This is a genomic window from Methylocystis parvus, from assembly GCF_049675845.1.
Classification (GTDB): domain Bacteria; phylum Pseudomonadota; class Alphaproteobacteria; order Rhizobiales; family Beijerinckiaceae; genus Methylocystis; species Methylocystis parvus_A.
This window is the reverse complement of the sequence record NZ_CP187161.1, coordinates 2,244,781-2,269,535: the sequence shown is the minus strand read 5'-3', so window position 1 is coordinate 2,269,535 and position 24,755 is coordinate 2,244,781. Positions and strand designations below refer to the sequence as shown.

The window sequence follows — 24,755 nt, the reverse complement described above, 5'->3', positions numbered from 1 at the left end:
ACGATGATTGAACTTGATCGGCGTCAACTCGGGGAAGTGATCGCGGCCTTTGGCGCTTTGCTGGCGAGCGGCGCGGAGGCCGTCGCAGCTGAAGTCAAGCCCGCAGAGCCAATACCGAAGCACGATATGTCGGACATGCCTGCGAACTGGATGGGAAAAGAACGGATCGCCTTTCTAATCTATCCCGGCTTCACCGCGCTCGACATGGTCGGGCCGCAATATATGCTCGCCAATCTCATGGGCGCGAAGATCGATATCGTCGCCAAATCACTCGATCCCATCCGTAGCGACACGGGGCTCGTCTTCACGCCTTCCTTGCGGTTCGAGGACGCAAAGCTCGATTTCGACATTCTTTGCGTGCCGGGCGGCTCGCAGGGAACGCTCGCGGCAATGCGCGACGACGCCACGATCGCTTTCATCCGCGACGCCGGCCGCAAGGCGAAATTCGTCACATCGGTCTGCACCGGCTCGATGCTTCTCGGCGCGGCCGGCCTGCTCGATGGCTACCGCGCGACGTCGCATTGGGTGACGAAGCCGCTTCTTCCCATATTCGGCGCGACCCCGGCTAAAGGGCGCTTCGTGCAGGACCGCAATCGCATCACTGCGGAAGGCGTCACCGCCGGGCTCGACTTCGCGCTGTCGCTCGTCGCTCAGCTACGCGACGAAAAATACGCCCAAGGCGTGCAGCTTCTCGCACAATATGCGCCCGATCCGCCCTTTCACGCGGGAGAGCCTGACACTGCGCCCAAAGACGTGACCCGGATGATCGACGGCATGTTCGTCGGGCTGAGAAAAGACATGCGTCTCGCCGCCGCAGCGGCCTACGCAAAATCAAAGACCTTATGAGCGTGCAGCGCGCCAGCCCAGGTGTGTTCGTCGCATCGTTGGCCGCGCGATAACGCGCGGCCTGAATCGAGGCCCGACTACGCCGCCTTCTTGCACTCATCTGCGCAGGCCTTGCAGGCCTCGCCCATATCGCTGCACTCGGCATATTGCGGGAACCTGTCGCACTCCTTCTTGCAGGCGAGGCGAATTTCGGCGACGACCTTCGCGAATGCGGGCGCGTGAGGCGAGTTCGTAGCCGCCAGAGACTCCAGCGCTGCGCAAGCGGCGACAACGTCGTAGGAGGCCTTGGTGCAGTCGCCGCCGTATCGCTTGTTCTAGCTGGCGGAGTAATTCCCGTCACTGCGGCAACCACCGCAAAAGTCCATTGCCTTGGAGCGAACAGCTGCAAAGGAAAGTCCGACTGCCATACCCCGAAGAACGCCTGCAAAGGCATGAATGCCTGTAAAGCTCAGGGTTGGGTGTTCACGGAGTCGGAGAAGGCTTGCGAAGAAGCTGGCGGGAAAGTTTTAGATTAGGCGACATCTTGGCTATCGCAAGCGGACGATCGTCACGGAGCCGCATTCGCGATAGAGCAAACAACGAGCGCGCGGTCCTCAACGGCCGCGCACCGTAACCCCCGAGACATTTCTGAGAGCCTGACCAAGCGTCGTAGCCCGCTGGTCCTCAATGACCTGACGAGATACGACCGTGGCGCTGCCCGGCAGCTCCATAATGGAATATTTTGCGCCCGTTGGTCCGGTGACATAGGGGACCATATAGCTGCTATTGGACGCCAACTCGGTCGGCAAAGACATTCGGTGTGGGTGCGATTTTTCACGGCGGATCAGTGTCTCGGCGACCGCACCGTCGCCGAGCAACACCGCCACCGCACATATGAGAGCGGCGCGACAGGCAGTCATCTCCGGTCCCTCCTCTCACTTCGCGGGATCAATACTCGCCTTCGTGCGAATTCGCGAGAAAGATGGCGCGCACGCGGATTCAAGGGGCGGGCGGTTCGAGCTCGTAAGCAACCGCGTTATGCGCCCATCTTTTTGCATTCTTCCGCACAGGCTTTGCATGACGCGCCCATATCCCTGCACTCGTCCACTTGCGGGAACTTGTCGCATTCCTTTTTGCAGGCTGTGCAGACTTCGTACACGACTTTGGCGAAGGCGGGCGTGTGGGGCGAGTTGACCGCAGCCAGAGACTCCAATGCGCCACAGGCGGCGATCACGTCGTAAGTGGCCTTGGTGCAGTCCGCCATGCTCGCGTCATCCATCGACAACATGCCAAAGCAATGGCGCAAGCAATTATTTCCTTCGAGGACGCATTTCGCGCGCGCGTCCGACAGCGCCTTGTAGAGAGGCGGATGGTGATGTGCGGCGCCTTTGCCGCCTTCTTCCGCCAGTGCGGAGGAAACGGAAGTAACGGCAGCAGCCACGCCAAGGGTTGTGATGAATTCACGCCGTTCCATAAGGGAGAAAAGCAGAAAGACAAGAAGACAGCGACAAAAGTCGATGCCCGCTCGCAAGCGGCCTATGGGCGCCTTGTCGGAACTGAGATACGACGGCACACGCCCAATACGTTGGCGCGCGAGCCTGGTTCGGTCGAGGTGACGTTTAAAATTGGGGAGTGCGGGCGTGTTGTCTCCCAGACCATTCGCCGCTCAAGCCATCCCGAGCTTGCGGCGCGGGCAACAAAAATATTGGCTGCCGTGAAAGCGCCGCCGCCGCCTGGCGGATCATACTCTGCGCATCAAGTGTTCAATTTCCATTGACGCGCAATTCGCTAGACAAGCGCTTCTCCCTCTGAAGGAGAAATGGGCGACCGTTAAACCGGCGCCCACGCTTGTCCAACGAATTGGCGGCGGCGAACGCGTTTATGAGACGATTCGCCGCATGAAGCGTTGAGGCGCATTGCTTGACCGCATTTCCGACGGTCTCTAGCGTTTCAGATGGAACCAAAGGCGGCGGCGGTGGATCCATTCTGGCGGCATAGCGGGAAACCGCGCGCGGCGGCGATATTATTTGTCGCAGTGATGATGTTTGCACAGGCCGCTTTCGTCGCGGCATCGGCCGGCATTGGCGCCGATCTCGGGGTTTTGTGTTCCTCGCAGGACACCCGAGATGGGCAAGCTCCGCCTGCGCTTCCAGGCCCGCGCCATCAACATAGCGGATGCTGCATCCTGCATTGCGGGATCGTCGGCGCGCCGCCTCCCCATCGACAAGTTGCGATTGATCCGCAGGATTTTCCGGACTTAGTTGATAGCTGGGCCGGAATTGCATTCGCCTCGACGCTGCGGATTGATCCAAAGGGCGCCCCTCAGTCTCCCCGCGCGCCCCCGTTCGACGAGAGATCGCTTTCAGCTTAGCGACCGCGCCTTATTGGCCGGCCGCGCCGGGTTTGCCGTTAGCGGTAAGCCTGCGCTGATCGCGAGCATGCGTCTCATCACAGCGAGGAAAATCGCTTCCTCTCATTCGAAACAACGAACGTTTGAGCGTGTCGCCGCTTAACCGCGCGACCGTCAGCGTGCGGGTCAGCATCCGCGCGTCATCCCCAATCATGGAGACATCAATGAGCATCGCAAAATCCGCCGCTGCCGACACACGCGCGGCGCGCATTCTCGACACGAGGCCCCTGCTTTTGGGGGTCCTGAGCTTAAGCCTGCTTGTCGCTTTCCTGCGCCTCTATGAGCAGCTCTTTGCCTGGAACGCGGGCCTCGATTCCTTCTCGCCAGAGTTTCAAATCTACTGGACCAGCCTCCTTAAACTGTCTGCTGTTGGTTCATTTGCCGGCGCCGCTGGACTCGTCGCCTATCTCTGGCGGACGCGGGATCGAGAGTTCGCAAAGCTAACTCCAGCGCTTGAGCTTCGACGCCTTCTGTATCTCGTTCAGTGGCTCGTCTTGTTTTCGCTGGCTTTGTTCTGGGGGCTCAGCTTCTTTTCCGAGCAGACGGCTGTCTGGCACATGACGGCGGTGCGCGACACGGACTTCACGCCCAGCAATATCGTCACCTTTTATATTTCGTACCCACTCTTTGCGATCATCGGCATGGGGGCCTTTTTCTATGCCAAAACGCGCCTCCCATCCTTCGCGAAGGGATATTCCTTGCCCTTCCTCGTCCTGGTCGTCGGCGTCTTCATGACGATTCCCAATGTCGGGTTCAACGAGTGGGGTCACACCTCCTGGTCAATGGACGAGGGCTTCGCCGGCCCCCTGCATTGGGGCTTCGTCTTTTTCGGCTGGATGTCGCTCGGCATATTTGGCGTTGCGCTTCAAATTCTTGGTCGCCTCCGCGAACTCCTTGGCGCGGAGCTCCTCGACGAACTGCGCCGACGCTGATCGGCGATGCGCGCAAGAACCCCGCGCGCATCTCCGGGTCGGCGTCGGCGCCCCCTCGCGCCGACGCCGGCCAACATTTCGCGCGTGTGAGCGCGCAATATGGCTTCGCGCGGCCCGCTCCTCGGTCCGCTCGGAGAACTCCCTCGTAAACTTGCCCCGCCTGCGAAATCAGGCGGGGTCTTTCGAACGTTCGAAAGATCCTTTGCGTCAATGGCCTTCTCCGCGTCCAAGTCTTCAAATTTTGAAGGTTAGAGCCGCCGATTATCGATGGACACGCTGGAACGATCGTCCCTACCCGGATTTAGTGCATGTCAGGTGAGCGAAACGGCTGAGCGTTGGTCTGCCCCCTGAAAAGTGCTCCATCCTGAAGTATGGCTTTTGAGCCTTTGAGGAGGGTTTTCAGATGGGGAGAAAGCGTCACAAGCCCGAAGAGATCGTCGCGAAGTTGCGCCAGGTCGACGTGCTGACGTCGCAGGGTCAGTCGGTGGCGGAAGCCACTCGTTCGATAGGCGTGACGGAGGTTACGTATTACCGGTGGCGCCAGGAATATGGCGGGCTGAAGAGCGACCAGGTGAAACGGCTGAAGGACCTCGAGGCGGAGAATGCTCGCCTTCGGAAGGCTGTTTCTGATTTGACGCTGGAAAAGCTGATCCTGAAGGAGGCGGCGTCGGGAAACTGGTGAGCCCCGCTCGCCGCCGGATCTGCGTCGAGCGCGTGAAGGAGCGGTTTGGGGTGTCCGAACGGCTCGCCTGTCGCGTGCTCGGCCAGCATCGATCGACGCAGCGACAGACACCCCGGACGTCCGACGACGAGACAGCGCTGACGGCCGACATCATTGCTCTGGCGCTCCAATATGGACGCTACGGCTATCGTCGGATCGCAGCGCTGTTGGGCGCGGCTGGCTGGGCGGTCAACGTCAAGCGTGTCGAGCGTATCTGGCGACGAGAGGGGCTGAAGGTCCCGATAAAGCAGCCGAAGAGAAAGCGGCTATGGTTCAATGACGGGTCATGCATCCGCCTGCGCCCTGAACCGCCGAACCATGTCTGGTCTTATGACTTCGTCGAGGACCGCACGCATGAGGGGCGCAAATACCGTATGCTGAACGTCATCGACGAGTTCACGCGAAAATGTCTCGCGATCCGCATCGATCGCAAGCTCAACTCGATGGCGGTGATCGATGTGTTGTCAGATCTCTTCATCCTGCGCGGCGCGCCGGGATATGTTCGATCCGACAATGGACCCGAGTTCATCGCCAAGGCGGAGCAGGATTGGATCGCCGCGGTCGGGGCGAAGACCGCTTACATCGAGCCCGGCAGTCCCTGGGAGAACGGCTATTGCGAGAGCTTCAACTCAAAGCTCCGCGATGAACTGCTCAACCGCGAAATCTTCTATTCACTGAAGGAGGCCCGGATCGTGATCGAAAGCTGGCGACGGCATTACAACGAGGTGCGTCCGCATTCGTCGCTTGGATATCGACCGCCCGCGCCGCCGGTGTTGCTCGCTGAGCGCCCGGCTGCGCCACCCCGACCAGCTCCGCCGGGCGCTCAGCGGCTAGCCCAGAGGCCGGTCATGAACTAACATTCAAACTGGAGCACCCCATGGGGGCCGGCCAGGCGCCGTGTCCCTGCTGGTTTGTGTTATTCTGACGTTCAAGGCCGTTGGACGGGAGTGAAGCCTCCTGTCCGGCACGTTCGACTATGGCTGGTTAGGGCCTTGGTCGAATCGGCGACCGCAGACCTTGGACGCCAAAGCCAGCCAAAATGAGCCTCCAATTGCCCCTGGCGTCATGCGCCGACGCTTGCAGTCAATCGCTCGATGAGAAAAGTATATATCGACGCCCACTCCTCGACTTCTGCGAATCGGTCCGACATTCCCTGGTGTCCGCCGTCCAAGCGCACCTTCACCAGAATGCCCGCGGGCTCAGAGCTCATTTCACGAATGCGTTCGGCCCACTTTAGAGCCTCCCAATAGGGAACCCGTGGATCATTGAGGGAACAAAAGACTAAAATTGAGGGATATGCCTGCCTGCGGACATTTTCATAAGGAGAGTAGGATTGAAGCCAAGCCCGGTCCTCCGCAATGGATGGATTCCCCCACTCCTTCCATTCAGACATTGTAAATGGCAAGGTTTCGTCTGCGAGTGTGTTAATCACGTCGACGAACGGCCCATCCGTAACAACTGCGGAAAACAATTCTGGTCGTTGATTGATGGCCGCCGCGGCCAGCAGGCCGCCTGCGCTCTCGCCCATCACGCCGAGGCGACCGGGATGGACGAAGCCTTCGCGGATAAGATATTCCGCGCAAGCGATGAAGTCGCCAATGCTGTTTTGTTTGAGCCGCCCTTGGCCTTGTTCATGCCAGTCGCGGCCGAGTTCGCCGCCGCCGCGAACATGTGCGACCGCATAGACGAAGCCTCGATCGAGCAGGCTTAGCCTTAGGGATGAAAATTCCGCCTCCAGGCGAAAGCCGTATGCCCCGTAACCATAGAGGAGGGCGGGGTGGGAGCCGTCGTTACGTCTTCCCTTACGATAGACCAAGGACATTGGGACGTTGACGCCGTCCTCTGTCGGAACGAGTATCCGCTCGGATGCGTAAGCGGTCGGATTGTAACCCGCGACGGCCGACTGCTGCAGCATGTCAAGGCGGCGATGCGCCATGTCATAGTTGAAAACCGTATATGGCGTTACAAACGAGCTATAGCCGAACCGAAAAATCTCCGTCTCGAACTCTCGGTTGTCCTCTGGATAAAGCGCGATGACGGACTCGGGCAGATCAACGACGTGATCTTCATTGGTCTGCATGTCGACGACGTGGAGCGTGGGGAGACCGCGGCGCCTTTCGCAAATGACGATATGCTTGGCGAAGGCCTGCATCCAGTTGATCTCGACGTCCGCGCGGGCGTTCCTGAAAATACGCCTCTCTAAGCGCTGATTTTTAGGCGGTATTGTCAGGATACGGCTAGTCGACGCGCCCTCGTTCGTGACGATGTAAAACCCCTCCTCGTGATGCGTGGCATAGGCCTCGACCCCGTTTCTGCGAAGGAAAAGTAATTTCACGGTTGCATTTGGGTCATCTGCATCCAAGTAGCGCAGTTCCGTCGTATCGTGAGCCCAGGATGTCAGAATTAGAAAGCGTCCGTCGTCAGTTCGACTGAGTCGCAATTGATACGCTGCATCCTTCTCCTCAAAGACGTTCTCCTCGAAGATTGATGTTCCCTCGACTCGATGGCGAACAAGTTGAAATGGCCGGTTATAGGCATCCAGACGAACCGAATAGAATATTTGTCGATCATTGCTCCATAGCGCGCTTCCATAACTACCGGGGATTGCGACGCTGATAGCCGGATTGGCGAGAAATCGGACAAATAAGGCGAAGCGCTCATCCGCACGCGTGTCGACGCCGAAAAGACACCGCTCGTGATCGGGACTAACGCTTAGAAAGCCGAGCGAGAAATAGCCATGTCCTTCGGCGAGAAGATTTTCGTCGAGGATTATTTCCTCGGGTTCGCCGCTGACGCGTCGTCGGCGGCAATGAATCGTGTAAGCCTTGTCTTCCTCAAAGCGGCTGAAATATTCATAAGGGCCGTGAGGGACGGGCGGAGAGCAGCGGCCCAAATCGACGCGCGCGAGCATTTCTTCGAAAATCCGCCCGCGTAGCGGCGCGGTTCTCGCCAAGAAGGCGTCCGTCCGCGCATTTTGAGCCTCGATATGCGCGTGCACGCGCGGATCGTCGCGATCGCGCAACCAAGCATATGGATCCGCCGAGCAGCTGTGCAATGCATTTTCGAGGCGAACTTCGTTCGGCGAAGGGGGGCAGGGCGATGACGACATGAATTGACTCGCTTGAATTGACGCCCGCCTTCCAGCTTCACCCTTCAGGATGACGCTCGTCGAGTACCGACGCACGGCGGCGCGTGGCGCCACCGATTTCTTCGCGGAGCCCGTAGGGTCGGGGCCTCAGTTCAGAGCCACTCGGCCAAATTGAACGCAGGTTCAGTTCGCGTTGAGCGCGCCCACTAACGGATGATGCGCACTCGAACGGGCTGCCCCGCTCCGAGCGGCGGGATTCCTGTCTTGGCGGAGAGCCAACTTTGCGTTGGCCGCTCGGTGAGAGCCGCGTTGACGCTGATCTTTTCGTCAGATTCTGTAAAATTCTTGGGGGCGGGCTTCATCGCCCTGGGCAATCGTAGATTGCTCGACGCCGACGGCGGAGGCGCAACGCCAACATTGGGGACTTCTCCCGTGACGAGGGCGGCCTTACTGAAGGACCTCGCGAAGAGCTTTTCGTCATTACCGACGTTTGGGGGATTGGCCATGGTCCATCACCTCATCGATTGCTAATTCAGCGCGCCTGCTATGTGCGGAACGCTCGTCTCAACCCCGCGCGCCAATTGACATCGCATTGCGCGCGCTCGCGGCCCGGCGCGCGGGGCTTATCCATTCACCACTAGGTTTGGAGCGACAGGGTTAGTCCGGGGCGCGCCGACCATTGCGCGATCATAAATTTGGTCGCGCAAGGCGCCTCGCTCTACCGGCAGCCATATCCCGCGATGCCTCGGCAGGCGGGCGACGGCTTCTTTCCGACTAAGGTCGACGCGATGACGCCAGGGGATTTGGCGGCGGACGCCGAAATCGTGACGTTGCGCTCGACTGTGGGGAGAGATTTTGGCCGTTTCATCAGAGTCCTCCTTTACAGAAAAGTCGACTGGGTTTGATTGTGGCGATCATGGGCTTCGTCGTGCGAGCGCAAACAACTTTAAACGCTACGACCCGAGCGGACGGGCGACGATGCCGCCATTTTCAGCCCACCACTGTTGCGGACTGAAGATCTTTTGCCAATCAGTGGCGGCGCTCACGCGCGTTCCCGCCGGCGCCGCCGTCTTTTTGAAACGGCGTTCCGCAGTCGGTAAAGCCTTTGGCCGTTTCATTGCGTCTCTCCTCTTCGCCAGTTTGATCAGATTGCCCGAGGCGCGCTCGCCGCTAGAAAAACGCCGACACCCGGCTGCGCTTCGCTCCTCGCCAAAAGAGACGGTCGACGCGAAAATAGGGCGGCAGCGCCTGGTGGACGAGCCGCTTGTTGGCAGAAGCGGCTCGGCTCTGTGGCGATCAGAGCGCGCCGATGGCGATCGGCAATCCGACCTTCGCGACGGTTCCGAGGACATCCCAGAAGCCAGACGGCCCCACCGAGCTCCCCGCTGGCGCGGAAGCGGTTCTTTTCGCATTGCGATCGACAGAGGGAAGTTGCTTCGGTCGTTTCATTGAAATTCTCCATTAATTGTCGAGGCGTGATCGTTCGGCAAAGAGTGAACGATCGTTGGCTCTCCGTTTGACGTCGCCTTGCTTGGTAAGCTTGGCGGCGGAGCGTCAGGGTAAGTAGGGTGGGCAACACTTTGGTTCGCCCACCCATAAGCGCTAAAGAGCTCCAATAAGGCTCTGGGCAACCGGAATCAGCGAACCCCAGTCAAAGGAGGGGCCAACATTCGCCCCCGCGGGCGCCGAGGCGGTTTTGGTTGTTTTGCGCTCAACCGCCGGGAGTTGCTTCGGTCGTTTCATCTCATTCTCCTCAGATGTCAGAGATATCAACTTCGCCCAGCTAGTGGGGTCGCTTTGACGCGCCCACCTTCGGCAGCCGGACCTGCCGTCCGTCGGGCGATGGGACATCGCCCAAGGATTGCGTTTGGCCATTTGCGGCAATCGGCAATGGCCTCTATCGGTCGATCAGGCGAAGCGCGACCACCTGCGCAGCGAGCCGATTCCAACCGGCGAGATGTCGTTCACGTCCACAGTGAGGCGATATTCCTCCAACGCGCGCTGGAGCCGATTTCTTGGATCGAAAAACCGCATGACGACATCCCAGCAGTCGGACTTTGGTCGGCACAGGGGGCTCTTTTCCGCATAGACGCTATCGAGCTCGAGATGCTCCTTGAGCGCTCCGGTGAAGGCTTCGCGCGCTTGGAAAATATTCGTGGTTAGGTAATTGATCGCGCGATCGCTCGGCGCCTGTCCCAAATTGCGGACTTCATAGTATATTCGATCCAGGAAGTTCTTTAGCGCTAGATATTCTTCCGACTTTGGATCGACGTCTGAACCAAGAACGTCTTTTAGCAACAAATCGGTGGTCCAATTGTAGAGGGCGCGTAGCGAGACGTCGAGGGTTGGAACCGTTTGGCCATTGTAGAGTGTGATGTCGCCGATGATCCGACCGGCGATAGACACCCGATCGGAGTGGCGCGGGTTGACAGTGCTCGCGCCGAGCTTGTTCCTGGGATCAACGGGGAGCGTTTCAGGCCTCGACTGATCGTATAAAATGTCGGCGAATTCACTCAACACGGCGAGCGAGAGGGTCTGAAGCGGCCGCAACGCATAGAGCGGCTGATTCTCTTGGTACAGCACCCAGCACACGCTGCCCACATCTTCAGGCGCCCGGCCGGCGGGACGATTAGGATAGCGCGGGCCAGGACCTTTGCACATATAGGCGGCCATCGCCCGGTGATCCTCCGGTAGATAGATCGTATCGCTCGTCAGGCCGAGGTCCGGCGCGAATTTAGCGAATTCGTCGGCCTGCGACATGTCGTGAAACTGCTGCACGAAATAATCGCGCCGCGCGTCGGTGATGAAATCATATCCAAGGGTGCCGATCACATAGACGAGCTGCGAATTCGCCGCGGTGATGAAATCATTCGGCATCGGGATCGGGTAAGCGGACTGCGACGGGGTCACGCCGTGACAAGAAGCCGTTGCGGGGCGCGTCTCGGCTCGACCGCCCGGAAAGGCCGCCATCACCGCCGTGCGTTGCGCCGGCGTTAGAGCCGCTTGGGCGCCATAGGAAGGCGCCATCAGCGGCGGGTTCGGAGAAGGGATCGCGTGCTCCGCTGGCCAGGCGTTGGGCCTCGCCTCATAAGTTTCCTGTTGCATCGGAAGCGCCCCGTGCTGCGGCGTTTGTCCGCCGCAGCCGCACGACGTCTGTTGCGGTTGCAAGGTCGCAGACTGCCCGACCGCCATCGTCGCTTGCGTTTGGGACGGCGTCGCCGAGTGGCCCGCGGACCAAGATTCTTGGGGCGCAATGGCCAAGCCGAGCGGGTCGGCTCCCTGCGGGAGCGCGCCCTGATCGACGCCAGGAGCACGCTGCGGATAGATGTGAGATTGTACGCGTTCCATTACTTTGCCCTCTTGCTTATGGCTTTTTGTCGAATGACTGGCTTGCGCCGAAAGCGGCTTCACGCGTCCGCCTCCAAGGGGGCGCGGCGAATGAACTGTGTCGCCCCGCACGCCGTCCCGCAGACCAGACGCCGCCGTTCCTACAATTTCGAACAGCAGTTCGCAGGCGCCCTCGACGTTGAGTCGACCGCCCAACATCCGCTCGCAATGAGCCTGATCCTCTTCCGGTTTGCAGGGTATCGCCGACTTCACGAGCGCGTCGCGCACGCCCCTCGGGTCCGGCTTTTGGCCGCGCGCTATTTGCAAACCTAAGATCTGGGCTGCGGCGCCCGTGACGATCGGGCAAGCGAAACTGGTTCCGCTATGTCGCGCGACTCCGCCGCCTGGAATGGCGCCAAGTATATTTTCGCCGGGCGCCAACACGCCGTGTTCAGCAAAGCTTTCATCCCAATTGCTAAATGGACTCGGTAGCCCATCGACGGTCGCCGCGCCGACCGCGAGCACGCTCGGCAGCGCTGCCGGCATGTGCAAACATTCGCAGCCCTCATTACCCGTCGCCGCGACGATCACGACATTTTGCTGTTCGCAGCGGCGGACGACTTGCTCGAGAAACGGATCCGCGTCACCTACCCGAATGAGTTCACCGCCGCTAATGTTGATGAGATGCGCGCCAGCCTCCAGCGCAAGCGAGACGGCGCGCGCCAAATCTTCCTGGCTACAAGACCGTAACTCTCCTGCCGCCGTCTCCCCATAGACAGGGATGACGACGCCGCGACATCGTGGCGCAAGGCCTTCAACCGCCGAGCCAGGCTGGCCGAATATGATGCTGGAGACATGCGTGCCGTGCAACGAGCCGGACGGTCCCATGACAGATCGCAACCAGACCGGCATAAGTTCCTCAAGCCGTCCGCCGATAAAGCATGGATGCGCGAGATCCGCCCGGCTATCGATAATCGCGATGCAAATCTCCTCGTCGCCCGCGCCGATTTGGCGCTTCGCAGAAATCTCTTCCCTTGTGGAAAGACTGCTCATCTCCGCAACTCCGGATTTGACGACGCGAAAACTGAACCACGAAATCGTCGGTGTGGAGAAGTCGCGCATTGTTGGGACCCTAAACATGCGACTCGAGTGAAGGGCGAGGCCGCCCTAACATTTTGCAATTCAATAAGTCGGATGCAGATGCTCCACGCGATCCACGCGTGATCGCCGACGTCGTCGAAGCGCAAATGGAGAGTGAGAATGGCTTTCGAAGCGGATCCATGGGCTGCTGCGCTCGCTGTCCTGGTCGCCTGGATCCTTGTCGTGTTTGGGGGCTTGATCCTGCAGTTCGGCCGAGGGACGAGACTGGAGCGCATCGTCTCCGAGCTGAACTATCCATTGATCGCCGCGCCGGTCTTTTTGCTCGCGGTCGCCGCATATACAGGAAAGTGGCGCGCCTTTGGGTTGCAACTTGACAGCGACAGCAATTTCTCGCTGTTGATCGCGCCCGCGATTGCGATCATCGCGCTTTGGATATTCGCCTTTCGCAATGGCGTCACGTGGAATGCCGCTTTAAAATTTGCGGGAGCAAACACGCTGCTCGTTGGCTTTTCGGAAGAGCTGATGTTTCGTGGCGTCTTGTTTTATGGCGCTCTGTCGAACTTCGGCACGATTTGGGCCGCCGCAATCAGCGCCGCAATTTTTGGCGGGGTCCATTTATTGAATGGCGCGCTAACCGGAAACTGGACGCAAGCGGCAGAGCAGGCGCTTATCAATGTCTTCACCGGGTTTTGGCTCGGCGCGCTGCGGGCCAAGCTTAGCACTATTATCCCCCTAGTTGTCATCCATTGGCTTTGGGACTTCGCCCTGTTCACGGCCGGGACGAAAAAGTCGATGTCAGTTAAGTCGGCCTCTCTTAGTGGAGCGGTCCCGCTCGCCTGTGACCTCGTTCTGTTTCTCTATGCGATCTGGCTTGTCTTTGGGTGAGGCGATAAGCGCCGAATGCGCGCTTGGGCACCGGACCGTTCAAATCGCGTCGCTACCGTGCCTTCGCCGTCGCGCTTTTGTGACGCTTGGGACCGTCAGTCGGATCGCCGCGCCGCACGACGGTCATTTTGGTTTCACGGGCGTTAACTCCGGCGTCATCATCCCCTCAGAAATCGGATCATCAAATCCCCTGTTCGCTCATAAATGCGACTCCTAAAAACCATCATTGCGAGCTACGCTAAATTCATTGGGACAACTATTTCTTTGCCTCCCAGGCTACCAGTTCCGGAATACGGTTCGTTTGGATGACGCTGATGCCAAAAATGGCCATTTCCGATCACGAAGCGCCAGAGCAGGGGGCCGTAGACGTCGAGCTGGAAGAATTAATCAGTCAAACTATCATAAATCTTGCTCAGATCTATATGGGCGCCCGCACGGAGCCGTCGTCGAACTGCATTAGCGAGCGGATAATTTTCGATTTTAGTCACCAAGGCGAACGCTACGTTTTGCTAAGGATCGCCTGCATCGATCACAAATTGAAGCAACTTAGCGCGAGAGAAAGCGAAATTATCCAGCTCGTCGCCCGCGGCCTCCAAAATAAATCTATCGCGGATAGGCTCGGTATCAGCTCTTGGACGGTATGTACGCATCTGCGGAGAATTTTCGCCAAACTGGGTGTCACTTCGCGCGCCGCGATGGTCGCGGAATTCGTCGAGTTCAGCGGCGGCGAAATGCCCTATGATGGTGTCGAGCATGCATCTGGCCAAAGCAGAAGCAAATTATCGGCGCCGGACAGCGTCGCTCCTGATTTCGTTCGCTCGGGGAGAGCGGAGCGTGGGGTCTGCCCCAGCGGGTTGACGCCGAACGCAAAGCCTGCTCGTCGCAAACGGAAGGGTCTATAGGGCGCTCCCGGACGCCTGTGCGCTCGGCTCATGGGGCGGTAAAACGCACAAGACATTATACTCCACAGCTTCTTCGAGATGTTTCCATACCTCAGCGTCGCTGATCCCGATCTCATCGAGGATTTCTGCGACCGATTGCACGCCATCGACCTCACGGAGGAAGCGGACCCATGGTTTGAGATGGGGTTCGAGTGCGAATTCTAACGCGTTGTGCCTCAAAATGTAGTAGTCGCCATCTTCCTTCAGCCGAGGGTCGCCCGCTTCGCTGTGCACGATGCGTATGCCGTCGGCGAAGCGGAGGACGCTGTCTCGATCAAGAGTGGACGCCCGCCGGACGAGTGAGATCTCGAACTTCTGCTGCCAAGCGGACCAGTCGTCGATCGCCACTTCCGTCACGGGAAGCGGGCCTTCCCATGTGTAAGCCTCAAGCGGTGCCCTGCCCATGGCCGCGAGAAGTCCCATATTGACCAAATCGAGCACCATATCGACGTTGGCGTATTCGGGGTCGTCAGGCAGTTTCTTAAACAGTCTCCAAAGAACATCTTTATTGACGACGCGAGCGGTCTCCGACGACTCGACGAGTGCCTCTTCCAAAAGCGCATTATCGTGGGCGCAAAGGAGATTGTACAAGAGGCGACGTGTGTATCTTAAATCCTCGCCAATGAAGAAGGGGGTCTTGGGCCGAAGGCGAAATTCGTCCGGAAGGTAGGGCTTCATCGCCTCGCGCAAGATCGCTTTGTCCCAAAACAATTTCTCATGAAGCGTCTTTGGAACCGAATATGTCAGTTCGACGAGTCGGTGATCCAGGAATGGCACGCGCGCCTCGACGCCGTTGGCGGCGGATGTTCGATCCTCGTGCCACAGCTGATACATTTGCAACATGTGGCGATAGATGTCTCTATAGGCGTCGAACGCGCCGTCGTAAGGCGGCGCGCCCGCTTGTTCGGCGAGAAAATCTCTTGAGATGACCCACTCGTCGTCGAGGCTCGCATTTGCGTATGCACTCCAGGCGCCGCTTCGATGCTGGAGGGATTCCCGGTCATGACACCTTAGGTTTTTCTCGAATTCGGCCCATGACGGCGCGTCGGGCGTATTAAAGGCCGACCGGCTGTAACCGCCATTGAATTCGTCGCTTCCGCTCCCCAGAAGCATGACCTTTAGATTGGGGACTCGCTTTCGCGCATGTGCATGGAGCAAGAACTTGTAAAATTGCTCAGCGCCGGCGATGGGGGTTTCGACCTGACGGATGATTTTGCGCCAGAGCGACGGGTCCAGCTCAAGTTCGCGCCAATCGTAAAGCACCATATGGCTGGGAAGGCCAAAGAATTTCGCCGCAGCGCAGGCCGTGGGCGCGTCGCCGTTTGTGATCGTGCTCTGAGAAAGAACCGTGAAGGCGTGGATGGCTTTGTGACGGCTCGCAAGACGCGCGACGGCGAGGGAATCTATTCCGCCGCTGAGAAATATTCCACACTCCACGTCGGCCATGAGTTGCATTTTGACGGCGTCGTCGAGCAGTTCGCGGTAGCGGCGTATGTAGACGCTCTCATCTTGCGCCGGCTCGGCGTCGCGGGGAATGGAGACCGGGTCCCAGTAAGATCTCGCTTTTTGCGCGCCCGACGCGAGGTCTATCTCAAGAACCTGACCAGCCGGAAGTTGATAAATGTTTTCGAAAAATGAACTGAGCTTTCTGTCGCGATCGGGGTAATTCATGCAATTGCGATAGCTGAGCGCCTCGGCCCAATTAAACCTGCTCTTCACGTCGGGATGAGCAAGCACCGCCTTCACTTCAGAACCGAAAATGAAAACATCCGCGTCGCAATAATAAAAGAGCGGCTTCACGCCAAGCCGGTCGCGACAAAGGATGAGCTTTTGTCTCCGCTTATCGAGGAGAGCAAAGGCGTATATGCCGTTCAATTGGTCTAAAAACGCCAGCCCTAAGCGATCGTATAAGTGCAACAGGACTTCGCAATCGGACGCGGTCCTGAAATGCTGACTGGAACAAAAGCGCGAGCGTAGATCGAGATGGTTATAGATTTCACCGTTGCAAATCAGCGCCAGCCTTTCATCGTCAGAGCATAAGGGCTGCGCTCCAGTGGCCAAATCGACGATGGCGAGTCGGCGAAAGGACAATCCCACATTTGCCCAAAGAAGGGTTTTTTCATCATCTGGCCCCCGATGAGCCAGTTGCTGAGCCATCGTTCGCAAAATGCGCCGATCCGTCTCCCGAGAAAGCGCCATCCCGTCTAGACGCATAAATCCTGCGATTCCGCACATGCCAAATCACCCTGGAGTTCGTCGCGATTTTGCGTGGGTCGTCCCGATCAGTGCCGATCAGTTAGCAACTTTAGGATGATGAGCCGCAAAAGATGAGTCGCACGAATGAGGTATCATTCTAAAATATACGCGCGGCGCTGTTTCTTCGTCCGGGGTCGGCGGCTGGCTGACAGAGACTCTGCACAGCTTGATGAATAACTTTCCCGCCGCGCGAGCCCGCCCAGCAAGAAAATTGCGCCGTCGCTTCTGGGCCGTGTGTAGAAAGCGCAGGTGAGGAAAGGCAGGCTGCGCACAAACAGAGCTGTCTGCATGTGAGTATGGCTCTTACCCAATAGTGGACGCCGCGAGGGAGCTTTTGGGCACAAACCCAGCCCAGCGCGGCGAGACATAAGAGGAGGATGGTTACCCGCGGGGTCCAAGAAGGGGTCTGCCGGCTGCTATTTGACCGCAAGGGATGTCGCGTTTCCCGAAAATCGGTTTAGCCGTTCGCCTATGCCACCTCGCTACGCCGCCAAGTCCGTAAGTCGCCCTGAATCCATGCAGAACAATCTGCTTGCCGTCGCTGGCGGTGCCCCTTGCAAATTGCACGGCAGAGCCAAGCGTAATCAGCGAAATTGCTCAGGGATCTGCGGACTGCTGGCAGGATTCGTATCGTGTCTGGATACGCTGAGGATCAACCCACTATCCGCAAGCGGCCGTAAATCTGCTTCTAACGCATCGGCTACCGCCTTGTTGTAGACCTCCACACCGTCAACGAGGACGGCGAAAGAGGTTGAGTGCTTCGCTTTCTTTGCTGGATCTTCGATGGTCGCTTTGGTCCACCTATAGAGTGGATAGTGCTCTACGCCCTCTTTTTCCGCCTCAGACACGTAGGCGGCGAACGCGTCATATTGACTGCGCGCGATTGCGTTGTGCCTCTCCAAGATATCCGTGATGGGCTTTAGCGCGGGATCGCGCGGATTTTTCCGCGCAATCGCTGCTCGCTTCTCGTCAAGCCTGAAACGGATTTGATATTGCCAGTCTTGGCCCATGGCGTTTCTCCGCATCCCACCCTTGAGGCGGAAATAGAGGCTTGGGCCTATGGGAAAAGCCCGCTGGCAGATGAAAGATGGGAGGTGAGGCGTGTGGAGGCTGTCAACTGGACCCAGTGGATAAAATGTCCCCATGGGCTTGCCGAACGACTATCCGATGGTCGCACGAATTACGCGGCCAAGCGTTCCGAACTGGCCAAGAACTCTGGGCTGGGTCAGACCCGGAAGACTCGGAGTGCAGGAAGGGCGGCCGCAAACTATCGGCGGATCGCTAACTGCGCAGTTGAGACGCTTGGTTAGGGGCTGCTGCACCTCGTTGCGTTCGGCAGTGGCGGCTACCTACGTCCCGCGCTGCCCTGTTTCCAGAGCGTTTTTAGGCTCCCGTCGGGCGGACTTGACATGTGCGCCGGCGCACCCCTGCGGGGAGCGCCCACGGCTAGTATTTCGAGCGTGCTCTAGCGTTGCCAGGCGTTTTAAAAAAGGAGTGCGCCATGACCTTCACCGAATCCTTGCGAAGCTGCTTTACGAAATCCACAGTTTGGCACGGCCGGGCGTCGCGATCGGAATATTGGTGGTTCATTGTCTTTATTTACTCGCTTACTTCGTCGCGGCGGCGCTGAACGACGCGTTCGCGCCGCGGATGCATGGTTTCTTTTTTTTCACTTGCCGCTGATGTGTTGCTATTTCTCCCCGGGCTTGCGGTTTCGATCCGCCGGCTACACGACCTGGCGCACAGCGCCTGGTTGATGACCTTCTATGGCGGCGACCGTCTCCGGTTATGCCACTCTCATATGGTTCGCTGCGCCGCCCGTGAAGGTGCTTCTTTTTGTCGGCATCACTATGTTCATAACGCCGTGCGTCTATTTCACCCGGTCCGGAACGCCCGGTCCCAACGCTTATGGCGATCAACCCGCCTAGCAGGCTGTTGAAAAACCCCTCTTCTGAGTGGCGCTGACGTGATTCCCTTGTTCTCGGACAATGGAGGCTTGGGATGCGGGGCAAGGATGCGCGATCGGGGGCGTTGTTTAGCTACGTGGACCTAGAGTCGCGCGTTCCGAAGGCGCATCCGCTTCGGGTGATCCGGGATCTGGCGAACGAGGCTCTGGCTGCTTTGGCCGGGGAGTTTTCCACGCTTTACGCCTCGGCGGGCCGGCCTTCCATCGCACCGGAGAAGCTGCTGCGCGCCATGCTGCTGCAAGCGTTCTATTCGATCCGCTCAGAGCGCCAGCTCATGGAGCGGCTGGATTTCGACCTTTTATTTCGCTAGTTCGTGGGGCTCGGGATCGACGATCCTGTGTGGGACCATTCGACATTCTCGAAGAACCGCGACCGGCTGCTCGACGGCGACGTCGCGGCGAAGTTCCTATCCGCCTTATTGGCGCAGCCGCGCGTGAAGCGGCTCTTGAGCAACGAGCATTTCTCGGTGGACGGCACGCGGATCGAAGCCTGGGCGTCGATGAAGAGCTTCACGCCGAAAGGCGTGGACGAAGGCTCGAAGGACGGGACGGACGATCCGCCTCCGGGCGGCGGCTCGCGCAACCGCGAAGCGGATTTCCATGGGGAGAAGCGTTCGAACGAGACGCACGCCTTGACGAGCGACCCGGAGGCGCGGCTTTACCGCAAGGGCGCCGGCAAGGAGGCGAAGCTGTGTTTCATCGGCCATGCGCTGATGGAGAACCGCAACGCGCTCTTCGTCGGCGCCTGCCTGACGAAAGCCGACGGTCACGCCGAGCGCGTCGCCGCGCTGCATATGATCGAGCCGCGCGCCGACCGCGCGAAACGGATCACGCTCGCGGCCGACAAGGGCTATGACGCGGAGGATTTCGTCAACGAACTGCGGTCGATGCGGGTGACGCCGCATGTCGCGCAGAACGTCAGCGGCCGATCGTCGGCGATCGATGGACGCACGACGCGGCACGAGGGCTACGGGCTCAGCCTGCGCATCCGCAAGCGGATCGAGGAGGGCTTCGGCTGGATCAAGACAGTCGCGGGGCAGGAAAAGACGAAGTTTCGGGGCTGCGACCGAGTGGGCTTCGCTTTCACCTTCGCAGCCGCCGCCTATAATCTGATCCGGCTGCCGAAGCTGCTCGCGGCGGCGTGAGCCGATAGGCCGAGCGGGAGCGCGCACCATGCCCCCCAAGACAGATAGACCGCGTCGAACACGACCCGAAAACACCGTTCGAAACGGAATGACGCCGACGCGGGCCCCTTTTTCAACGGCCTGCTAGAGCGTCCGGCCCCAAACGTATCTCGATCCGAGGCATTCGAATCTTACCTGGCGCTTGATGGCGAGCGTCCTGATTCGCTTGATGCGAAAGATACCTCAATAATAAGCCCGCGGCGTTTGCGTCCTGGCGATGAGCGCATCCCACTGCTCGTTTGTCAGCAGGGACATGAAGGGAAGTTTCTCATCCAGCAGCGCCTGACTGATCGAGTCGCATTGATCGTCGTGCCGGCTGCCGGGAAAGGAAAAGAGCTCGGCTTCGAGGTCGGGAAGCCAGGACGCGCGTTCGGGGAGGAAGACCTGCCCCGCCTCGATTTTTGCAGACGCAACCGACATGCGGCTGATCTTGTCGCGGTCGGGTTTGACCGCGATGACGCCTTGAATCCTGCCGCGAAGTTCCTGGACCAAAGCCGTGCCCGCGCCGGCGTCCTCGACGAGGACGCGGCGCGCCTTCCATCGCCTGGCGTTCTCTTCGACCTTGGCTTTGAGGGCCGGGTAGTCGACCTTGCCGCGCCAGACGTCCGCGAGATAATAGGCGCGTTTTCGGGTGACGACCCAGGTTGTGCAGACCGACCAATCATTGTCGGGCCCGCCCTTGCTGGCCGTGTCCCAGCTCTGCACGATCAGAAGGCGGTCGGACTCTAGCGGCAATTCGCGATAGCGCTGGATCCAGTGTCGTTTGACCATCGCGCCGCCTGGCGGGGCGGGCGACTGCTGATATCGCGCGGAGAAGGCGTCGGAGCCGATCTGGAGTTTCAGCGCCTCGAGCACATGAAGGGGTTCGCGTTCCGGCGAAAGCGCTTCTCCCGCCTCGCGGATATGGATCCGCCCGCCCCACACTTGGATTGTTTCACGGCTCTCGGCGATCGCCGGCAGGCTCAGGACCTGCCATTCATCCGACTGTTCGAGCAGGAACCCGGTGAGGTCGTCCATATGGACGCGCTGCATGACGACGATAATCGCGCCCGTCAGCTTGTCGTCCAGCCGCGACAGGAGCGTATTCGTGAACCATTGGTTCGCCGCCGTCCGCTTGGCCTCCGACATGGCGTCGTCGGGCTTGAGCGGATCGTCGATAATGATGACGGAGCCGCCGCGGCCGGTGAGCGTGCCCCCGACCGAGGTCGCCAGACGAAAGCCGCGTTGCGTCAGTTCGATTTCGGTCTCGGAGTTCTTGTAGGGGCCAATGCGGGTATGCGGAAAAGTCGAACGGTACCAGGCCGATTCCAACACGGCGCGAAAGTCGTTCGCGTGCTTCTTGGCGAGATCAGCCGAATAGCTGACGCAGATCACCCGCTGTGTCGGATCATGTCCCAAGAGGAAAGCCGGCAAAGCGACCGAGGCGGCGATCGATTTGAGCGAGCGCGGCGGCATGTTGATGATCAGCCGCCGGATTTCCCCGCGCCGCACGCGCTCGAGTTGAACCGCGATCGCTTCCAAATGCCAGTTTGGAATGAAAGTCTGGCCGGGGGAAAGGGTGGCGAACACCTTTTGCAGGAACGCGCGCAAGTCCGAGCGGAGCAATGCCTCGAGGATGCGCGCGTCAGTCGGCGCCGACATTGTCGCCTCCAGGGCTCAAAGCAGCGCAACCGTCCGCCGACGCTTCCTCTCGCGAGCCGATAAACTGCGCGAGAATAGCCCTGTCCTCGGCGAGCATCTCCTCGAGCGGCAGGGCGGCGGTTGATGCTTCGCCATAGCGCTCGTAGAGCGAGAGCAGAGATTTGATCGCCTTCGGATCGCCACGTAGCGCGTCGCTTTTTCAGGCGGCACTTCAAGCGTGGTCATCCGCCGCGTCTTGCCGTTCTCCGTCACGGGGATTTTCTGCTGGAGCACGTCCTGAAGCACCGCGCCGATTGGCCGGCTTCCCTTCGGCCGCCCGTTGCGATTGCCGCTTTGGCCTGGCTGAAAGCGGGTATGCTCTGGCGGGCGGCCGTAGCCGACCGCGTAGTCGCCCGCGGGGGAGGAATAGGGTCTTGGGCTTTTCATGGCGCGGCGGCTCATTCGCTAGCGACGAAGGGAAGGTCCTGGCTGCAGAGCGCCGCCCAATCCCCCGCCGGCGCGTCCGAATCTACTGGCGGAGTTTCAGCCCTATCTGGGCGTAGCGCCGCCTCGTCGAGGTCGCCACGGCAGCTCACCGCCGGCCCGGCGGATGGCGGCGATCGATCCTCGGGGGCATCCGTCTGTGCGCCAAGGTCGGCGATTAGCGCATCGACTTCGCCCGCCTCGAAACCCGTGACGGAGAGATCGAGCTGGAGCGCCGGCAGTGCGACTGAGAGCTCTTCAAGCTCGATCGCCAGCAATTCCCGGTCCCAGCCGGCGCGCTCGGCGAATTTGTTATCGGCGAGAACGAAGGCCCGGACGAGACTCTCATGCAGTCCAGTCACGCATAAAGTCGGCACGGTCTTCATGCCGAGCAACCGCGCCGCCGCATGGCGGGCGTGCCCCGCGAGGATCATCCCGGCATCGTCGATCACGATCGCCCCGATAAAGCCAACGGCCCTGATCGTTTCGGCGAGGTCCTTGATCTTGCGTTTCGAGTGGGTTCTGGCGTTCTTCGGGTTGGGACGTAGCGCGTCAATCGCGCGCATGATGATCACCGGATCGACGCCTGGAACTCGCATGACCGCTCTCCTCTTTGCTCATAGTGCACGCTTTGCACTTCGTCGGCCAAAAAAAATCGCGACTACTCGCGCGCTTCTTCTCGCAGCCCCTGAAAGGCCGCGGTGAGGTCGATCACAATCGCAACCATTGTGCTCGCCATGTCCGCAAAGATCGTTTCAAAGCTTTCGCCGCCGCCCTTGATCACAAGCTTCCAAGCCGGGTCGTCTTGCTCGGGGAAATCCACCAGCCACGCCTGCGCCTCCCCTCGGATGATCTTCCCCAATATCCCTCGCCGCGAGAATCCCCGCGTGAGAAACTGGTCGCGGAGGATGTAGCTGACGCGCAATAATTCCCCGACCGGGGTTTGCCGCGCCACAAGCGCCTGCATCACACAGGCGACAATGGCTTCGTCGCCGGCAAAAAGCCTTGGCGTGCCGGTGCCGGCCCGATTGGTCTGCGGGATCGCCAGGAGAATCCCCGAAGCCGCCCAATGCTGGACGCTTCGCGGCTTGGCCCCGGCCGCTCGCGCGATTTCCGCCACCGTATATTCGCCGCGCCGGTCGATCGCCACCATGAAAGCAAGATATGCACTCTGTTTTCAATTGGTCAAGAGGCGTATTCCAGCCCAGGGACAGGCGACGCCGCAAGAGGCGCCGCAATCCTCGATCCCTGTTTATCAGGGGCTCAGCGGAACGGTTTCCCTGTTTCCTTGAAAAAGTTCCCTGTTCCCCGCGTTAGGGAATTTCGCCGCAAGCGACTGAAAAAACGCATATTTCAAACGACCCCAGGCGCTCGGCTGGCCGCATTTTCGCGGAGTTCCCTGTTAATTTCCCTGTTAGCAGGGAAATCTGCGGCGGAGACGGGTTCGCACGGAACTGCGTCGTCAGCCACGCAGTTCCCGATTCCCGAGACTTTGCCGAAGACCGTCGAAATGCCCGCATATCGTGGGCTTTTGCGGGCGCGGAAATCAGAGACCGGCCGGTGGCGGCGTCTGGGCTCCTTTCGCGGAGACCGGTTCGGGTGTGTCTGGGACCGTTTCGTAAAACCTCCGACAAGCTCGCGGGCCCACCGGAATGAAAACGGGGCTGCAGTCGGCCCTTTTCCCACAGGCCCATGGGTGACGCCCTTGCGCGGCAAGGCTGGCGGCGCGAAGGGAATCCGGAGCGCCTCCATTTGACGCCATCTCAATCGCCTCGGCTCGACCGCGGGCATGCCGCCCGTGAGCGCGGCGGCGAGAATGGCGACGGCGATCGTCAGACCCCATGAGACGACGATTTTGCTGAGAGCGTGCCGGTCTAAAACAGGCAAGGCGCGCCCCGACCGCGTAACGGTGGGCGCCTTTGCGACGTGCGCTAGGCGCTAGTGTTTGATTGCTTTGCTCTCTTTCTCAGCTGCGCCGATCTTCCAACCGCAAAAAGCACCCAAGCCGCGAATACAATGGATCCGACGATCAGCTTTGTGAAAATTGCCATGTCATGGATTAATGCTACGCTCACGATGAGTATGAGCGTGACAACGGTCACCAGTTTCATATTCGATGCGAACTTCATGTCTCGCTCCCTTGCCAGGCAATCAAACGCAGCCAAGGCATTGTCGTGGCCATGCCCTCCAAGTGCAATAGCAGACGCGCGCCACCTGCGGGCGCTTTGGGCTGTGCGACGAAACGACCAGAAGATAGACGGAAGCCGAGCCTTTTCTTCATCCCATCGAGCGCAATCTGCGCTTGGGCCCATGAAATCAATCGTCACGACCGGCTCTAGTTCCGGCGCGCCAACTCCGGCTCGACGAGCCCATACCTGATCAGAAATTTGAGCGCTCTGCTCCAGGACTCGTCCGTCTCGCCGCGCAGGTCGGTCTGTGAGATGTTGACGAATTCGTTCGTCCGGACGTCGCGCATCCGGAATTCCAGATTCTGCTCCATCACGCTTATTTTTCTGAAGAAGCCGATGAAGGACATGTCCGCGCCCAGTTCCCGGGCCGCGTCCACTTCGCAACCGTTGCATTTGCGCAGCCAATGTTCCGCGACCATGGGGTTCCTGGACGGGCGGACGTCGACGATCTCGAACAGGCCCGAACGAGACAGAAGCTCGCGCGCCAATGCGCTCATTCGCTGGAGACGGGCGGTTTCGACCGCGCTTTCCCCCGCGAGCGGGCCGCCCGCGCTGAAGTCGTCGAGTTCGAGGTCGAAAACGGCGAGCTTGATCGGGCGTGGCGTGGCTTCGTCGCCCGCATTCGCCGGTGTCGCCAGCGAAGTCAGCGCGGCCAAGGCGGCGACGAAGGCGAACAAGCCAAACCGGGCGCTGCTCGAGGAAGGGCGTTCCATCTTGTTTTCTCCCACAGGCGACAGTCCATGCGGGGGAGTATGATGGGGCGCAGCCCCTTCGCCATCGGCGCGGCGCCTGAGATTTGGCAGGCAAATCTCCTGAAAGCCGCCTCG

The 24,755-nt window shown here is 59.7% G+C and carries 20 protein-coding genes and 1 pseudogene; 7 read left to right on the top strand and 14 right to left on the bottom strand.

The window, feature by feature from the left end; genetic code table 11:
- The first annotated feature begins 3 nt into the window (after positions 1-3).
- A complete protein-coding gene (locus ACPFMJ_RS11730; protein ID WP_424360198.1) occupies positions 4-846 on the top strand; it encodes a DJ-1/PfpI family protein in 843 nt (280 codons plus the stop codon).
- A 593-nt stretch (positions 847-1,439) separates the two neighbouring features.
- Here the strand turns inward: ACPFMJ_RS11730 and ACPFMJ_RS11725 are convergent.
- The 4 genes from ACPFMJ_RS11725 to ACPFMJ_RS11710 form a co-directional block, all read right to left on the bottom strand.
- Positions 1,440-1,745, bottom strand: a complete 306-nt coding sequence (locus ACPFMJ_RS11725; RefSeq protein ID WP_424360197.1) for a TonB-dependent receptor plug domain-containing protein — start codon at positions 1,743-1,745, stop codon at positions 1,440-1,442.
- A 116-nt stretch (positions 1,746-1,861) separates the two neighbouring features.
- Positions 1,862-2,299 carry a four-helix bundle copper-binding protein gene (locus ACPFMJ_RS11720; RefSeq protein ID WP_424363850.1) on the bottom strand — a complete coding sequence of 146 codons (438 nt, stop codon included), beginning with the start codon at positions 2,297-2,299 and terminating at the stop codon, positions 1,862-1,864.
- Between the two features lie 476 nt (positions 2,300-2,775).
- Positions 2,776-2,907 carry a hypothetical protein gene (locus tag ACPFMJ_RS11715; RefSeq protein ID WP_424360196.1) on the bottom strand — a complete coding sequence of 44 codons (132 nt, stop codon included), beginning with the start codon at positions 2,905-2,907 and terminating at the stop codon, positions 2,776-2,778.
- Positions 2,908-3,206: 299 nt separating this feature from the next.
- Entirely contained in the window at positions 3,207-3,407 is a 201-nt protein-coding gene (locus tag ACPFMJ_RS11710; RefSeq protein ID WP_424360195.1) for a hypothetical protein, read from the bottom strand.
- Here ACPFMJ_RS11710 and ACPFMJ_RS11705 point away from each other — a divergent pair.
- Both ACPFMJ_RS11705 and ACPFMJ_RS11700 read left to right on the top strand, forming a co-directional pair.
- Positions 3,400-4,167, top strand: coding sequence for a methane monooxygenase/ammonia monooxygenase subunit C (locus tag ACPFMJ_RS11705; RefSeq protein ID WP_424360194.1), 768 nt, complete (start codon positions 3,400-3,402; stop codon positions 4,165-4,167). The two genes, ACPFMJ_RS11710 and ACPFMJ_RS11705, sit on opposite strands and share 8 nt — an antisense overlap.
- A gap of 403 nt (positions 4,168-4,570) precedes the next feature.
- Positions 4,571-5,745 (top strand): IS3 family transposase gene (locus ACPFMJ_RS11700; RefSeq protein ID WP_424360193.1). Its coding sequence is split into 2 segments (ribosomal slippage): positions 4,571-4,835 and positions 4,835-5,745, totalling 1,176 coding nucleotides; the frame shifts between segments, so codons are not numbered across the junction.
- Positions 5,746-5,951: 206 nt separating this feature from the next.
- On the opposite strand, the gene ACPFMJ_RS11695 is transcribed toward ACPFMJ_RS11700, so the two are convergent.
- Both ACPFMJ_RS11695 and ACPFMJ_RS11690 read right to left on the bottom strand, forming a co-directional pair.
- On the bottom strand, positions 5,952-7,997 hold the full coding sequence (locus ACPFMJ_RS11695; RefSeq protein WP_424360192.1) for a S9 family peptidase: 2,046 nt from the start codon (positions 7,995-7,997) through the stop codon (positions 5,952-5,954).
- 1,887 nt (positions 7,998-9,884) lie between these two features.
- Positions 9,885-12,425, bottom strand: coding sequence for a S8 family serine peptidase (locus ACPFMJ_RS11690; RefSeq protein ID WP_424360191.1), 2,541 nt, complete (start codon positions 12,423-12,425; stop codon positions 9,885-9,887).
- A 138-nt stretch (positions 12,426-12,563) separates the two neighbouring features.
- Between ACPFMJ_RS11690 and ACPFMJ_RS11685 the strand changes: the two genes are divergently transcribed.
- Together ACPFMJ_RS11685 and ACPFMJ_RS11680 are read left to right on the top strand one after the other, a co-directional pair.
- Complete coding sequence (locus ACPFMJ_RS11685; protein WP_424360190.1) at positions 12,564-13,289, top strand: CPBP family intramembrane glutamic endopeptidase; 726 nt, start codon at positions 12,564-12,566, stop codon at positions 13,287-13,289.
- A 305-nt stretch (positions 13,290-13,594) separates the two neighbouring features.
- Positions 13,595-14,191 (top strand): response regulator transcription factor, encoded by a 597-nt coding sequence (locus tag ACPFMJ_RS11680; protein ID WP_424360189.1) that lies wholly within the window; start codon positions 13,595-13,597, stop codon positions 14,189-14,191.
- Here ACPFMJ_RS11680 and asnB read toward each other — a convergent pair.
- A complete protein-coding gene (asnB, locus tag ACPFMJ_RS11675; protein WP_424360188.1) occupies positions 14,186-16,465 on the bottom strand; it encodes an asparagine synthase (glutamine-hydrolyzing) in 2,280 nt (759 codons plus the stop codon). The two genes, ACPFMJ_RS11680 and asnB, sit on opposite strands and share 6 nt — an antisense overlap.
- Before the next feature lie 605 nt (positions 16,466-17,070).
- Positions 17,071-17,496, bottom strand: a complete 426-nt coding sequence (locus ACPFMJ_RS11670) for a hypothetical protein (RefSeq protein ID WP_424360187.1) — start codon at positions 17,494-17,496, stop codon at positions 17,071-17,073.
- Between the two features lie 644 nt (positions 17,497-18,140).
- On the opposite strand from ACPFMJ_RS11670, the gene ACPFMJ_RS11665 reads away from it, so the two are divergent.
- Positions 18,141-18,425 (top strand): hypothetical protein, encoded by a 285-nt coding sequence (locus tag ACPFMJ_RS11665; RefSeq protein WP_424360186.1) that lies wholly within the window; start codon positions 18,141-18,143, stop codon positions 18,423-18,425.
- A 62-nt stretch (positions 18,426-18,487) separates the two neighbouring features.
- Positions 18,488-19,597, top strand: a pseudogene (locus ACPFMJ_RS11660) (IS5 family transposase).
- 222 nt (positions 19,598-19,819) lie between these two features.
- Here ACPFMJ_RS11660 and terL read toward each other — a convergent pair.
- From terL to ACPFMJ_RS11630, 6 genes are all read right to left on the bottom strand, one after another.
- Positions 19,820-21,277, bottom strand: a complete 1,458-nt coding sequence (gene terL, locus ACPFMJ_RS11655) for a phage terminase large subunit (protein ID WP_424360185.1) — start codon at positions 21,275-21,277, stop codon at positions 19,820-19,822.
- Positions 21,278-21,292: 15 nt separating this feature from the next.
- Positions 21,293-21,703 (bottom strand): DUF5681 domain-containing protein, encoded by a 411-nt coding sequence (locus ACPFMJ_RS11650; RefSeq protein WP_424360184.1) that lies wholly within the window; start codon positions 21,701-21,703, stop codon positions 21,293-21,295.
- An 11-nt stretch (positions 21,704-21,714) separates the two neighbouring features.
- A complete protein-coding gene (locus tag ACPFMJ_RS11645; RefSeq protein WP_424360183.1) occupies positions 21,715-22,338 on the bottom strand; it encodes a ParB N-terminal domain-containing protein in 624 nt (207 codons plus the stop codon).
- Positions 22,339-22,400: 62 nt separating this feature from the next.
- Complete coding sequence (locus ACPFMJ_RS11640) at positions 22,401-22,892, bottom strand: hypothetical protein (RefSeq protein ID WP_424360182.1); 492 nt, start codon at positions 22,890-22,892, stop codon at positions 22,401-22,403.
- Positions 22,893-23,670: 778 nt separating this feature from the next.
- Positions 23,671-24,066 carry a hypothetical protein gene (locus ACPFMJ_RS11635; RefSeq protein WP_424360181.1) on the bottom strand — a complete coding sequence of 132 codons (396 nt, stop codon included), beginning with the start codon at positions 24,064-24,066 and terminating at the stop codon, positions 23,671-23,673.
- 8 nt (positions 24,067-24,074) lie between these two features.
- Positions 24,075-24,641, bottom strand: coding sequence for a DUF3280 domain-containing protein (locus ACPFMJ_RS11630; protein WP_424360180.1), 567 nt, complete (start codon positions 24,639-24,641; stop codon positions 24,075-24,077).
- Between the last annotated feature and the right edge of the window lie 114 nt (positions 24,642-24,755).